The sequence below is a fragment of the Actinokineospora lacus genome, from assembly GCF_053813445.1.
In genome coordinates, this window is record NZ_JBQERA010000009.1 from 25,751 (window position 1) to 38,662 (window position 12,912).

Here is a 12,912-nt window from a genome sequence, read left to right on the forward strand (position 1 = left end):
CCCATGGGTAACTTGCTTGTCATCGCACCCTTTCGCCCGAACGTGTCCGCCCCGGATGGCGGAGACTGTGGGGGCAGACCGGTAGGTTCCGCGTGGACCATGCTGTTGATTGGAGTACGAAGTGGCAGGTCAGAGTGCGCCGATGTCCACGCCGATATTCGACGAGCTGCTGCGCGAGATGAGGGCGACGGCCGAGGAGCCGCGCCCGGCCGAGCAGGCGCCCCCCGCGCCCCCCGCACAGCCCGCGCCCGGCCCTGCCGCGCAGCCCGGCGGGCGGCGCAGGCGCCCGGAGTAGGTAACGCCGAGTGGACAGCGCTGAGTAGCCAGCGCCGAGTAGGCAGCCCCGACTGGGCAGCGACCGCCAAATACTCGTTTGACAGCAGGGTGGGCCGGTTCGGCAGACTTCCCGCATGACCGAGGGGGACGCTCACCCGAGCCTGCACGACATGCGGGCCCTGGCCCATCCACTGCGCATGCGCATCCTGACCCTGCTCACCGGCGCGGCGATGAGCGCGGCCGAGGTGGCCCGCGAGGTCGGCGGCACGCAGGCCAACGTGAGCTACCACCTGCGCAAGCTCTTCGACGCCGGGCTGGTGGACATGGTCGAGGAGGTGCCGATCCGCGGCGGCGTGGCCAAGCGCTACCGGCACCGCCCGCCCGAGCCCGAGCAGCCCGCGGTCGACCGGTCCCTGCTCACCGAGCTGAGCAGGCGCAGCGCCATGCGGGCCGCGCACGGCACCGCCGACGACGCCGAGCTGTGGGTCGACCCCGCCCTGTGGCGGGAGACCGTCGCGGCGATCAGCGCGCTCAGCGAGCGCCTGCACCGCTCGGCCCAACCCGCGCACACCCCCGGTACGGTCCGGGTCAGCACGACGATCTCTCTCTTTGAGATGGAACCGCGCTGACGGGGGTTGGGCATGGGGGATTTCGAGGCGACCGCCGCTGACGGCTCGCACTACGAACGGGGCAGGACACCGCCGGGGATGTGGTCCCCGATGCGGCACCCGATGTTCCGCAGGCTGGTGATCGGCCGCGTCACCACGTTCCTCGGCAACGCCGTGGCCCCGGTGGCGCTGGCCTTCGCCGTGCTGGACCTGACCAACTCGGTGGCCGCGCTCGGGCTGGTCGTCGGGGCCCGCTCCCTGGCCAACGTGGCGCTGCTGCTGATCGGCGGCGTGCTGGCCGACCGGCTGCCGCGCGGGGTGATCCTGCAGGGCGCGAGCCTGGCCGCGGCCGGGTCGCAGGCGGCGACGGCCGCCGCGGTGCTGATGGAGTTCGCCACCGTGCCGCTGCTGGTGGTGCTCAGCGTGATCAACGGCGCGGTCGCCGCGGTCTCGCTGCCCGCCGCGTCGGCCCTGACGCCGCAGACCGTGCCCGCCGACCTCCTGCGCCAGGCCAACGGGCTGGCTCGGCTGGGCATCAACACGGCGATGATCACCGGCGCGTCGCTGGGCGGCATGGTGGTCGCGCTGACCGAGCCGGGCTGGGCGATGGCGGCGACGGCGGCGGTGTTCGCGCTGGCCGGGTTCTTCTACGCCCGCGTGCGCGCCCCCGAGGTGGACGCCGCCGCCCCGACCCGGCCGCTGGCGGACCTGCGGACCGGGTGGCGGGAGTTCTCGTCGCGGCCGTGGGTGTGGTCGGTGGTGGCCGGGATGCTCGTGGTCAACGCCGCCTACGTCGGCGGGTTGCAGGTGCTGGGCCCCTCGGTGGCCGATGAGACCGTCGGGCGGCTGGCGTGGGGGTTCATCCTCGGCGCGCAGACCGCGGGCGCGCTGCTGGGCGGGCTCATCGCCACCCGCTGGCAGCCCCGGCGGGCGCTGCTGGTGGGCACCGCCCTGGTCGCGGTGGCCGCGCTGCCGCTGTTCGCCATGGCGCACGTGCCCGCGTTCGTGCCGCTGCTGCTGACGATGGTGCTGTGCGGCATGGCCGTCGAGCAGTTCGGCGTGGCGTGGGACGTCTCGCTGCAGGAGAACGTCCCCGCCGACCGGCTGGCCCGCGTGTACTCCTACGACGCGATGGGCTCCTTCATCGCGATCCCCTTGGGGGAGATCGCCATTGGCCCGCTGGCCGAGCACTTCGGCGCCCCCGCCACGCTCACCGGGGCGGGCGCGCTGATCCTGCTGGCGATCGGCGCGGTCGTGCTCACCCCCGGCATCCGGACGCTGACGATCGGCAGGCAATCCGCCGTCTGAGCGCTGTTCATCCGGTCGCTCTTGATCGGGCACCGCCCGCGTGGCCACGATGGATCTTGACCAACTCCGGACCGTGGAGGTTGCCTTGTTCCGCCGTGCGCTCACCCTGCTCGCGCTGCTCATCGCGTTCACGTCCACTGTGGCCGCTCCCGCGAGCGCGGCCGTGTACCCCTCGTGCACCTTCTCCGCCTGCGACGCCGCCCGCACCGCCTACCGGGGCTGGGGCCAGCTGGGCTTCCCCACCGCCCGCAACTGGTACGCCTGGCCCTACGGGCAGTACAACTTCGCTGGCGGGCGCTTCTACAACCGCGAGGGCCAGCTCCCCGCGGGCCACACCTTCTACGAGTACGACACCCACCACCGGCCCAGGGGCGCGGCCCGCGACGCCCGCCGCATCGTCCGCGACGTCACCACCGGCGTGGTCTGGTACTCCCCCGACCACTACGGGAACTTCTACCGGATCAACTGATCCCGGCGGCGTCCATGCCCCGCAGCTCGCGCTTGAGGTCGTGGATCTCGTCGCGCAGGCGGGCGGCCAGCTCGAACTGCAGGTCGCGGGCGGCGTTCATCATCTGGTCGGTCATCGACTGGATGAGGTCGGCCAGCTCGGCGCGGGGCATCGTCGACGGGTCCTTGCCCGCGATGCCCGCGGACTTGGCGCCGCCGGGCTCGCCCGCGGCGCGCTTGCCCCTGGAGGTGTTGCGGCCGGAGCCACCGACCGGGACCGCCTGGTCGGTGGACTCGGCCTCGGAGTAGACGCGGTCGAGGATGTCGGCGATCTTCTTGCGCAGCGGCTGCGGGTCCAGGCCCCTGGCCTCGTTGTAGGCGCGCTGCTTCTCCCGGCGGCGGTTGGTCTCGTCGATGGCGTGGCGCATCGAGTCGGTGACCTTGTCGGCGTACATGTGGACTTCGCCGGAGACGTTGCGGGCCGCGCGGCCGATCGTCTGGATGAGGGAGGTGCCGCTGCGGAGGAAGCCCTCCTTGTCGGCGTCGAGGATGGCCACCAGCGAGACCTCGGGCAGGTCGAGGCCCTCGCGCAGCAGGTTGATGCCGACCAGGACGTCGTAGTCGCCCATGCGGAGTTGGCGCAGGAGTTCCACGCGGCGCAGGGTGTCGACCTCGGAGTGCAGGTAGCGGACGCGGATGCCCAGCTCCAGCAGGTAGTCGGTCAGGTCCTCGGACATCTTCTTGGTCAGCGTGGTGACCAGGACGCGCTCGTCCTTGTCCGCGCGGGTGCGGATCTCGTGGACCAGGTCATCGATCTGGCCCTCGGTCGGCTTGACCACCACCTCCGGGTCCAGCAGGCCGGTCGGGCGGATGACCTGCTCGACGAACTCGCCGCCGGTCTGGCCCAGCTCGTACGGGCCCGGGGTGGCCGAGAGGTAGACGGCCTGGCCGATGCGCTCGGCGAACTCCTCCCAGGTCAGCGGGCGGTTGTCGACCGCGCTGGGCAGCCGGAAGCCGTGCTCGACGAGGTTGCGCTTGCGGGACATGTCGCCCTCGTACATGCCGCCGATCTGCGGGACCGTCACGTGCGACTCGTCGATGACCAGGAGGAAGTCCTCCGGGAAGTAGTCCAGCAGGGTCGCCGGTGAGGTGCCCGCGGCGCGGCCGTCGACGTGGCGGGAGTAGTTCTCGATGCCCGAGCAGAAGCCGACCTGGCGCATCATCTCCACGTCGTAGCTCGTGCGCATCCGCAGGCGCTGGGCCTCCAGCAGCTTGCCCTGCCGCTCCAGCTCGGCCAGCCGGGCCTCCAGCTCCTCCTCGATGCTCCTGATGGCCCGCTCCAGGCGGTCCGGCCCGGCGACGTAGTGGGTGGCCGGGAAGATCCGCAGCTCCTGCTCCTGGCGCACGACGTCGCCGGTCAGCGGGTGCAGGTAGTACAGCGAGTCGATCTCGTCGCCGAAGAACTCCACGCGGATGGCCAGTTCCTCGTACGCCGGGATGATCTCCACGGTGTCCCCGCGCACCCGGAAGGTGCCACGGGCGAAGGCGATGTCGTTGCGGGCGTACTGCACGTCCACCAGCGCGCGCAGGAACACGTCGCGCTCGACGGTGTGGCCCACGGCCAGCGGGATCGAGCGGTCCAGGTACGACTGCGGCGTGCCCAGGCCGTAGATGCAGGACACCGAGGCCACCACGATCACGTCGCGCCGGGAGAGCAGGCTCATCGTCGCCGAGTGGCGCAGCCGCTCGACGTCGTCGTTGACCGAGGAGTCCTTCTCGATGTAGGTGTCGGTCTGCGGGATGTACGCCTCGGGCTGGTAGTAGTCGTAGTAGCTGACGAAGTACTCCACGGCGTTCTCCGGGAAGAACTCGCGCAGCTCGTTGGCCAGCTGGGCGGCCAGCGTCTTGTTCGGCGCCATCAGCAGCGTCGGCCGCTGCAGGCGCTCGATCAGCCACGCCGCGGTCGCCGACTTGCCGGTGCCGGTGGCGCCCAGCAGCACCACGTCCTGCTCCCCGCCGCGGATGCGCCGCTCCAGCTCGGTGATCGCCGCGGGCTGGTCGCCCGCGGGCTGGTAGTCGGCACGCATCCGGAACTCGCCGCCGGTGCGGGGGATGTCGCCCACCGGGCGGTACTCGGAGTGCGCGAGGACGGGGTTCTCGGTCGCGAATGCCACGCCACGAGGCTACGCCCGGGCACCGACACTCAGCAGTCGCAGGGACAGCAGCAATCGCAGGTCGGGCAGTCGCAGTTGCTGCTGCACCACCCGTCGCGGGGCTTGCCCGACCAGGGGCCGGGGTACGGGTCGCGGCAGCAGACCTGGCAGCTGCCGCACTCGTACAGGCAGGCCAGGCAGCCCAGCACGACACCGCGCGACGTCGGCGGCGTGGTCAGCTTGGGCCACTGCCAGCAGCCGCACCGCGAGGGCCTGTGCTCGTGGACGTGACCGTGCCCATACGGGGGTGGCGGGCCCGCGGGCCCGGTGGCGGCCATCGGCCGCTGCCAGCCGCCGGGGCCGGGCGTCGGGTACCCGTGACCCGGGTGCCCAGGGCCGTGGGGTGGTTGGCCGGGGGGCGGGTAGTGGGCGCGGAAGGTCCGGTCCACGGCGGCGCCGAGTTCGTGCACCAGCAGCGCGTGCACCAGGGCCTGGTCGCGGAACTCCACCTCGGCCAGGGCCAGCCGCACGCCCATCACGGCGTCGTCGCACAGGCCGCGCACCGCGGCCAGGTCGGCGCCGGTGGCCGTGATCGGGTTCCAGTGCCCCGCCGCCCGGTCGGCCTCCAGGTCGGCCACCGCGTCGAGCAGGTGCGCGATGCGGCCGAAGAGCCGTCCCGCCTCGGCCAGGGGCTCGGCGTTGCCCGGACGCCCCGCCAGCACCGCGGTGTGGGCGAAGGCGGCGGCGGTGGCCGTCTCCGTGGGCTCGGTCGCGGCCAGGACGGACACCCCGAGCCCGACCGACGCCTCCACCGAACCCTGGCGACCCACCGCGTCGAGCAGCACCGCGGTTCCGAAGCCCACGTCGGCGCCGGTACGCGTGCCTTGCTGGGCCCAGCGCCGCGCCACCGTCCGGGCCGCGGCGGAGACCGGCCGCCTGCCGAGCACGCCGTCGCGGTCCTCGACGTGGTCGCGCACCTTGGCCGAGGCCAGCACGAGCGACACCGCGGCCGCCAGCCGAGCGCCCGATCCCTCAGCGACCGGTGTCCGGCGCATCCCGCGCAGCGGGCACGGCCCGGCCACCCGCCGGTCGTCGCCTGCCGCCTGCGCCTCCACGAGCGCGGAGATGGCCAGCCCGTCGTAGTTGGTCACCGTTCGGGCGAACTGTCCGTGGTCGTCGCGCAGGGCGAGGCACAGTCCACAGAGGTGGGCGAGCCAGGACGTGGCCAGGTCACCGGGCAGGCGGTGGCGGCACGGCCGCAGGATTCCGAACATCGGGGCCTCTCGCGCTCGACCCGGCGCCACAACGGCCGGTCGGCGCGGGAGCTTAGTGGTGTTCACCCGTTCGAGTGGCGGGATCGGCGCGAAAGGACTGTGCGAGACGGTGTCGGAGTGGGCACGATGGCGGCATGACCGCCGACTCCCCGGTCCCCGTGCCCCTCGCCCGGCGCGACCACGCGACCCACCCGCCCAAGGTGGAGGTCTTCGACCCGGCCGCGATGACCAACGTCGACCCCAAGGGCTTCATCCGGCTGGTGGACGAGTACCGCCACACCGAGCACGGTCTGTACATGGCGCGCCCGGTGGACGGGCACCGCCGCATCGCCTACTTCGAGTCGCTGCTGCTGCCCGCGATGGGGCTGCGCGTCTCGCGCTGGCGCGGGCGCCCCGGCGTCGACCTCGGCCACGACTACTACATCGACGTCGTGGACATCTCGGTGCACGACGACATCTGGCGCACCGTGGACCTGTACCTGGACGTCCTGGTCCGCACCGGCCGGTCGGTGTGGGTGGAGGACAACGACGAGCTGCTGGCCGCGGTCCGCGCCGGGCTGCTCGACCTGGGCGCGGGCGAGCGCGCCCTCTCCCGCTCCCACAGCGCCGTCGCGGGCATCGCGCACGCGGGGCACGACGTCGACTCCTGGCTCGCGACGCACGGCATCGAGGTCGCGTGGCGGCCTCATTAGTGGTGCGAAGCGGCAATAGTCAACGGCCTGTCACCAACTGAACACGAAGTACGCTCGAACGATACCGAACCGCGCGGTAGTCGTGACATAACGAATTCCCTTCAGCGATCACCGACCGCATGCTTCCGACTACCCTCGGCGGCGTGGGCACGGCAATCACGCCGCAGCTGGTCGACATCGTCGACACGGTCTCCGCGGTACGCAGCTACTCGTCCGGAACCTCGCGCGGCCTCCGCGTCTGCCAGATCGAGCGGTGGGGCCTGCGATTGGAGTGCCCCACCCCGGAGGACCCGTTCGCCGACTCCGAGGTCACCTGGCTGCTGCCGGAGCTGAACCTGCGCCTGACCCAGCAGAGACCGCGTTCGCGGCACGCGCGGACCGGCCCCAGCGTGCTCACGGCCGTGCGGGTGCGCATCGACGGCAGGATGTGGCGCACGACCGACCTGCTGCTCGGGCTGGCCGCGCCGGGCGGCTCGACGGCGCGGATCGTGCGGTCGGAGGAGTTCGCCGCAGCCGTGGCCGGGCGCGTGCTGCGCGTCGGTGACGCGGACCTGGCGCTGTGCACCGTCCACAAGACGCTGGAGGAGATGAGCCGCTTCCGGCACGACCTCTCCGCGTGGCTGGCGTACAAGCACATCTTCGAGGTGTGGCCGCCTTTCTAGGACTTCCTTTCCCGGACTTCCCTTTCCAGAACCTCACGGCCGCCAGCCGGTCGCCTCCGCCCACTTCTCGGCCCGGTGGTGCGCCGACTCGAACCACGGCCCCTTGGCGTCGCCGTAGGACGGGATGTCCTCGGCCCGCCCGGCGAGGTCGGCCTTGAGGTCCTCGTACTCCTGGCGGGCGGTGTCCTCGGCGCGCAGCCAGGCGGGGAACAGCAGGGCGTAGCGCCAGTTGGGGCCGCCCTCGGCGCGGATGTGGATGTTTGCCCAGCGCATCGGGTCGGCGCTGACGTGCGTGCGCTTCCGCCAGCGGGCCGGGTCGTCGTCGGCGGGGTACGGGGTGTCCTGCTCGAAGCCGTGGGCGCGGGGGAAGCCCGCCTCGGCGAGTGCCTGCTCGAAAGCGGCAGCCTGGTCGAGGTCGGCGGTGACCTGGAAGTCGAGCACGTTCTTGGCGGCGAGGCCGGGCACCGCGGTGGAGCCGATGTGGTCCACCCGGCGGCCCGTGGCCAGCCGCAGCCGGGCCATGACCCGCTCGGCCTGCGCGGGCCAGGTCGGGTCGGGGTCGACGAGCCGGGGCCTGCCGCGGTCGGGGCCGCGGTGCAGGCGCACGTTCGCCTCGTAGCGCACGACGCGGTCGGCCCAGAGGGCGTCGACCTCGGCGAGGACGAGGTCGCGGGCGCCGGAGTTGTCCAGCCACACGTCGGCCACCGCGCGGCGGGCGGCCTCGTCGGCCTGGGCGGCGATGCGCGCCCGGGCGTCGGCCTCGGGCAGCCCGCGCTCGATGAGCCGGGCGACGCGGGTCTCCACCGGGGCGTCGACGATGAGGACGAGGTGGTAGTGCGGCGCCATCCCGTTCTCGACCAGCAGGGGCACGTCGTGGACGACCACGGCGTCGGCCGGGGCGACGGCGATCAGCTCGCCGGTGCGGGCGGCGACCCGGGGGTGCACGATCGCGTTGAGGCGCTTGCGGGCGGCCTCGTCGGTGAACACGGTGGCGGCCAGCGCGGGCCGGTCGAGGGCGCCGTCGGAGGTCAGGACCCCGGGGCCGAACTCCGCGGCGATGGCGGCGAGGCCGTCGGTGCCGGGCTCGACCACCTCGCGGGCGAGCGCGTCGGCGTCGATCACCAGCGCCCCGTGCTCGGCGAGCCTGGCGGCCACCGTCGACTTCCCTGACCCGATCCCGCCGGTGAGCCCGATGCGCAGCATGGCGGCCATTCTGTCAGCGGACGATCCCCGCACCCGACCGGTATCACCCGGGGCACCGCGCGCTCGGCTCGCGTCGGCGGGGCCGTGGGTGAACTCCGGGGAGCGCGGGCGGGCCGAGGGGCAACCCGCGACCACCAGCCCCAGCAACCACACCACGCGTGACGCCCGCCGTACGGCCGAGCGCCCCGCACCGGAATCGGTGCGGGGCGCTCGGATGAGGGAAACCCTCAGGCGATCAGACGCCGCCGGACAGCTTCTCGCGCAGCGCTGCGAGCTGCTCGTCGCTGGCCAGCGTGCCACCACTCTGGGCGGGCTGGTCGGAGCCACCGGAGGAGTAGTTCTGCTCCCCGCCGGTGCTGCCGCCACCGGTCGCCGCCTCGGCCGCGGCAGCGGCGTCGAGCTCGGCGGCCTTGGTGACCTGCTTCATGTGGGCCTCGTAGCGCACGTGGGCCTCGGCGTACTGCCGCTCCCACTCCTCGCGCTGCTTCTCGAACCCGTCCTGCCATTCCTGCGTGTCCGGGTCGAAGCCCTCGGGGTAGATGTAGTTGCCCTCGTTGTCGTACTCGGCGGCCATCCCGTACTGCGTGGGGTCGAACTCCGAGTCCGCGGTGAAGCCCTCGTTGGCCTGCTTCAGCGACAGCGAGATGCGGCGACGCTCGAGGTCGATGTCGATGACCTTGACCATGACCTCGTTGCCGACCTGAACGACCTGCTCGGGGATCTCCACGTGGCGCTCGGCCAGCTCGGAGATGTGCACCAGGCCCTCGATGCCCTCGTCCACCCGGACGAACGCGCCGAACGGAACCAGCTTGGTGACCTTGCCCGGCACGATCTGGCCGATCGCGTGGGTGCGGGCGAACTGGCGCCACGGGTCTTCCTGCGTGGCCTTGAGCGACAGCGACACGCGCTCGCGCTCCATGTCCACGTCCAGGACCTCGACCGTGACCTCCTGGCCGACCTCGACGACCTCGGAGGGGTGGTCGATGTGCTTCCAGGACAGCTCGGAGACGTGCACCAGGCCGTCGACGCCACCAAGGTCCACGAAGGCACCGAAGTTGACGATGGAGGACACGACGCCCTTGCGGACCTGGCCCTTCTGCAGCTGGTTGAGGAACTCGCTGCGGACCTCGGACTGGGTCTGCTCGAGCCAGGCGCGCCGGGACAGGACCACGTTGTTGCGGTTCTTGTCCAGCTCGATGATCTTGGCCTCGAGCTCGCGGCCGACGTAGGGCTGCAGGTCGCGGACGCGACGCATCTCCACCAGCGACGCGGGCAGGAAGCCGCGCAGCCCGATGTCGAGGATCAGACCGCCCTTGACCACCTCGATAACGGTGCCCTTGACCGGCTCGTCCGCCTCCTTGAGGGCCTCGATCGTGCCCCAGGCCCGCTCGTACTGAGCGCGCTTCTTGGACAGGATGAGGCGGCCCTCCTTGTCCTCCTTCTGGAGAACCAGGGCCTCGACCTCATCGCCGACCTTGACAACGTCGGCGGGGTCGACATCGTGCTTGATCGACAACTCACGAGAGGGAATGACACCCTCGGTCTTGTAGCCGATATCGAGCAGGACCTCGTCCCGGTCGACCTTGACGATCGTGCCCTCGACGATGTCGCCATCGTTGAAGTACTTGATCGTCGCGTCGATCGCGGCGAGGAACTCCTCCTCAGTCCCGAAGTCGTTGATGGCGACCTGCTGCTTGGGTGCAGGGGCAGCAGTCGGGACGGCGGTGGTGTCGGTGGACATTAGGTAGGTGGCTCCGCTACGGATTTGGGGTCTTGTGGTGGCTAACCGGTCACGCGGCGGAGACGTCGCCGACGGACACCCAAATACGTGAAATAGGCAGGCCAGCATGAATCCACTGCGCGGCCATATCCTACGCGGGTTCTCCCTGCCTGGGCAAACCTGGGGTTGGCCAACCCGGCTGCGAAGATACCGAGGTGAGCCATGTCAACGCGGAACGGGCACTGGGAACGAGCGGGACCGCCCGCAGGCGGGTCGGGTCGGCGGAGTCCGAAGCGGCGAATATCGCCTGGTGGGACGCCGATGCCGACGAGTACCACGCCGAGCACGGGGACTTCCTCGGCGCGGCGGAGTTCCGCTGGTGCCCGGAGGGGCTGACCGAGGCCGAGGCCGGGCTGCTGGGTGATGTCAGCGGCCGCTCGGTGCTGGAGGTGGGCTGCGGCTCGGCGCCGTGCTCGCGGTGGCTGGCCGCGCAGGGCGCCTTCGCCGTCGGCCTGGACCTGTCGGCGGGGATGCTGCGCTGGGGCGCGCGGGCCAACGCGGCGACCGGGCTGGCCGTGCCGCTCGTGCAGGCCAACGCCGAGCGGCTGCCGTTCGCCGACGCCTCGTTCGACCTGGCCTGCTCGGCGTTCGGGGCCGTGCCGTTCGTGCCCGACGTCGGGGCGGTGTTCGCCGAGGTCGCCCGCGTGCTGCGGCCGGGCGGGACGTGGACGTTCGCGGTCACCCACCCGATGCGCTGGATCTTCCCGGACGACCCCGGGCCCGAGGGCCTGCGCGCGAAGACCTCGTACTTCGACCGGACGCCGTACGTCGAGGTCGACGCCGAGGGCAACGCGACCTACGTCGAGCACCACCGCACGCTGGGCGACTACGTCAGCACGCTGGACGACGCCGGTTTCCGGCTTTTCGACCTGATCGAGCCGGAGTGGCCTGAGGGGCACACCCGCGAGTGGGGCCAGTGGAGCCCGCTGCGGGGGCGACTCTTCCCCGGCACCGCGATCTTCCGGTGCGTGCGGTGACGGCGCTGGACTCCCTCATGCGCGCCCAGACGGCCCACTTCGCGGCCGTGGACCCCCTGCTGCCCGAGCCGACGCCCCCGCCGGACGGCGAGGTGCTGACCGCGGCCCTGCCCGGCGGCGACCGGGTCGCGGGCGTCGTCGTGCGCACGCTGCACCAGCCGGGCGCCCCGCAGACCCTGTGGTCGACCCGGGACGTGCGGGAGCTGCACCCGGTCGTGGGGCCGTTCAGCGGCCCCGGCCTCGACGCCCTGCTGCGGCGCTGGCGCGCTCGCCTGGACTCCGAGGCGTCGGGCCCGGACTCCGCGTGCGTGCTGACCTGGCCCAGCCGCGACGCGGCGGCCACGGCACCGCTGCTGGCCCACGGTTTCATCCCGCTGACGGTGCTGGCCGTGCGCGCGGCCGGCCCGGTCGCCGCGGGCGGCGTCTGCGCGGTCCGGCGGGCCACGCTCGCCGACGTGGACGTGCTGGTGGAGCTGGCCATGGCGGAGGTCGAGTACGCCGCCCTGGTCGGCGGCGGCATCGTCCGCCCCGACGCCCTGGCGATCAAGCGCGGCACGATCAGGACCCACCTCGACCGCGGCGACCCGACGTGGATCGCCGAACTCGACGGCGTCGCGGTGGCCATGGCCGAGGCGTGGGAGACCGAGGCGGTGCCCGGCTCGTGGGCCAGGACGCGCGTCCCCGCGGGCCGCTGGGCCTTCGTCAACTGCGTCTCGGTCCTGCCCTCCGCCCGCGGCATCGGCGTCGGCCGCACCCTCATGAACACCGTCCACGCCGACCTGGGCACCCCCCACTCCCGCGGCTCGTTCCTGTACTACAACCCCCCGAACCCGATCTCCCCGACGTTCTGGGCCCGCCAGGGCTACCGCCCACTGTGGACCGTATGGGAACTCCGCCCCGCCGACGCCCTGCGGTGAACCCGCCTTGCCGGTCCACTGTGGACGACTTGGACGGTACTGGCGCGAGCCCCCAATCCCTGGAGTTCACGCTTTCCGCCGAGGCCGTGGGCGAGTCAGACCAGCTCGGACAGGCGGCGGGACGCGGGTGGGAGGCCGGAGAGGGCGCGGTCGACCGCGGCGAGGACGCCCGCGGTGATCTCGTCGTCGCTCAGCCAGCGGGTGCGGCCCGCGAAGCCGACCTCGGTCAGCACCACCTGGTGCGTCGGGTGCTCGGCCAGGACGGGCTTCACCGCGTCGTGGGCGTGCACCTCCACCACCGGGGCGTCCGGGGCCAGCAACGGGCCGACGGCGCGCAGGACCGGTTCGCGGGATTCCTCGGAGATCCAGGTGACCAGCAGGTCGGCTTGACCGCCGAGCACGCGCGTGGCCTTGCAGGCCAAGTCGTTGGGGCGGTTCCAGTCCGCACGTACCCAGCGGGCGCGGCCGTCGCCCTCGACGGCCAGGGGCGCGTACCGGCGGCTGGGCAGCACGATGTGCCACCCCGCGCCCACCAGTCGGGCCGAGACACCCGCGAGCATCCCTGTTCCGCCCAGGATCAGTCCGCGTCGAGTGTTCACAGGAGCAGTGATACCC

General features: G+C 72.4%; 13 protein-coding genes. 8 read left to right on the plus strand and 5 right to left on the minus strand.

Annotated elements, in window-relative coordinates; all coding sequences use genetic code 11:
- Window positions 1-142 precede the first annotated feature (142 nt).
- The 4 genes from ACTG9Q_RS22280 (at window position 143) to ACTG9Q_RS22295 (ending at window position 2,661) form a co-directional block, all read left to right on the plus strand.
- Window positions 143-295 carry a hypothetical protein gene (locus ACTG9Q_RS22280; protein WP_455574797.1) on the plus strand — a complete coding sequence of 51 codons (153 nt, stop codon included), beginning with the start codon at window positions 143-145 and terminating at the stop codon, window positions 293-295.
- A gap of 115 nt (window positions 296-410) precedes the next feature.
- A complete protein-coding gene (locus ACTG9Q_RS22285; RefSeq protein WP_455574798.1) occupies window positions 411-905 on the plus strand; it encodes an ArsR/SmtB family transcription factor in 495 nt (164 codons plus the stop codon).
- Window positions 906-917: 12 nt separating this feature from the next.
- The gene (locus ACTG9Q_RS22290; RefSeq protein WP_455574799.1) at window positions 918-2,192 is read left to right on the plus strand and encodes an MFS transporter; all 1,275 of its coding nucleotides are present in this window, start codon (window positions 918-920) and stop codon (window positions 2,190-2,192) included.
- An 85-nt stretch (window positions 2,193-2,277) separates the two neighbouring features.
- Window positions 2,278-2,661, plus strand: a complete 384-nt coding sequence (locus tag ACTG9Q_RS22295; protein WP_455574800.1) for a ribonuclease domain-containing protein — start codon at window positions 2,278-2,280, stop codon at window positions 2,659-2,661.
- Here ACTG9Q_RS22295 and uvrB read toward each other — a convergent pair.
- Window positions 2,654-4,813: an excinuclease ABC subunit UvrB gene (gene uvrB / locus ACTG9Q_RS22300; RefSeq protein ID WP_455574801.1), complete on the minus strand. Its 2,160-nt coding sequence runs from the start codon at window positions 4,811-4,813 to the stop codon at window positions 2,654-2,656. The genes ACTG9Q_RS22295 and uvrB overlap by 8 nt on opposite strands.
- A 29-nt stretch (window positions 4,814-4,842) precedes the next feature.
- The gene (locus tag ACTG9Q_RS22305) at window positions 4,843-6,066 is read right to left on the minus strand and encodes a DUF5685 family protein (protein WP_455574802.1); all 1,224 of its coding nucleotides are present in this window, start codon (window positions 6,064-6,066) and stop codon (window positions 4,843-4,845) included.
- A 134-nt stretch (window positions 6,067-6,200) separates the two neighbouring features.
- Here ACTG9Q_RS22305 and ACTG9Q_RS22310 point away from each other — a divergent pair, with 134 nt between their 5' ends.
- Both ACTG9Q_RS22310 and ACTG9Q_RS22315 read left to right on the plus strand, forming a co-directional pair.
- Entirely contained in the window at window positions 6,201-6,758 is a 558-nt protein-coding gene (locus ACTG9Q_RS22310; protein ID WP_455574803.1) for a DUF402 domain-containing protein, read from the plus strand.
- A gap of 143 nt (window positions 6,759-6,901) precedes the next feature.
- Complete coding sequence (locus tag ACTG9Q_RS22315) at window positions 6,902-7,420, plus strand: DUF402 domain-containing protein (protein ID WP_455574804.1); 519 nt, start codon at window positions 6,902-6,904, stop codon at window positions 7,418-7,420.
- Between the two features lie 33 nt (window positions 7,421-7,453).
- Here ACTG9Q_RS22315 and coaE read toward each other — a convergent pair whose 3' ends face one another.
- Both coaE and rpsA read right to left on the minus strand, forming a co-directional pair.
- A complete protein-coding gene (gene coaE / locus ACTG9Q_RS22320) occupies window positions 7,454-8,623 on the minus strand; it encodes a dephospho-CoA kinase (protein ID WP_455575049.1) in 1,170 nt (389 codons plus the stop codon).
- A 235-nt stretch (window positions 8,624-8,858) separates the two neighbouring features.
- Window positions 8,859-10,364, minus strand: coding sequence for a 30S ribosomal protein S1 (rpsA, locus tag ACTG9Q_RS22325; protein ID WP_455574805.1), 1,506 nt, complete (start codon window positions 10,362-10,364; stop codon window positions 8,859-8,861).
- 194 nt (window positions 10,365-10,558) lie between these two features.
- Between rpsA and ACTG9Q_RS22330 the strand changes: the two genes are divergently transcribed.
- Window positions 10,559-11,380 carry a class I SAM-dependent methyltransferase gene (locus ACTG9Q_RS22330; RefSeq protein WP_455574806.1) on the plus strand — a complete coding sequence of 274 codons (822 nt, stop codon included), beginning with the start codon at window positions 10,559-10,561 and terminating at the stop codon, window positions 11,378-11,380.
- A complete protein-coding gene (locus ACTG9Q_RS22335) occupies window positions 11,377-12,297 on the plus strand; it encodes an N-acetyltransferase family protein (RefSeq protein ID WP_455574807.1) in 921 nt (306 codons plus the stop codon). The genes ACTG9Q_RS22330 and ACTG9Q_RS22335 overlap by 4 nt, the downstream gene beginning before the upstream one ends.
- Window positions 12,298-12,392: 95 nt before the next feature.
- Here ACTG9Q_RS22335 and ACTG9Q_RS22340 read toward each other — a convergent pair whose 3' ends face one another.
- On the minus strand, window positions 12,393-12,896 hold the full coding sequence (locus ACTG9Q_RS22340; protein WP_455574808.1) for a hypothetical protein: 504 nt from the start codon (window positions 12,894-12,896) through the stop codon (window positions 12,393-12,395).
- Window positions 12,897-12,912: the final 16 nt, after the last annotated feature.

What these genes read in the sequence shown, in the direction of transcription:
- ACTG9Q_RS22280 (WP_455574797.1), top strand. Translation starts at nt 143, where the DNA reads ATGTCCACGCCGATATTCGACGAGCTGCTGCGCGAGATGAGGGCGACG.
- ACTG9Q_RS22285 (WP_455574798.1), top strand. Translation starts at nt 411, where the DNA reads ATGACCGAGGGGGACGCTCACCCGAGCCTGCACGACATGCGGGCCCTG.
- ACTG9Q_RS22290 (WP_455574799.1), top strand. Translation starts at nt 918, where the DNA reads ATGGGGGATTTCGAGGCGACCGCCGCTGACGGCTCGCACTACGAACGG.
- ACTG9Q_RS22305 (WP_455574802.1), bottom strand. Translation starts at nt 6,066, where the DNA reads ATGTTCGGAATCCTGCGGCCGTGCCGCCACCGCCTGCCCGGTGACCTG.
- ACTG9Q_RS22310 (WP_455574803.1), top strand. Translation starts at nt 6,201, where the DNA reads ATGACCGCCGACTCCCCGGTCCCCGTGCCCCTCGCCCGGCGCGACCAC.
- coaE (WP_455575049.1), bottom strand. Translation starts at nt 8,623, where the DNA reads ATGCTGCGCATCGGGCTCACCGGCGGGATCGGGTCAGGGAAGTCGACG.
- rpsA (WP_455574805.1), bottom strand. Translation starts at nt 10,364, where the DNA reads ATGTCCACCGACACCACCGCCGTCCCGACTGCTGCCCCTGCACCCAAG.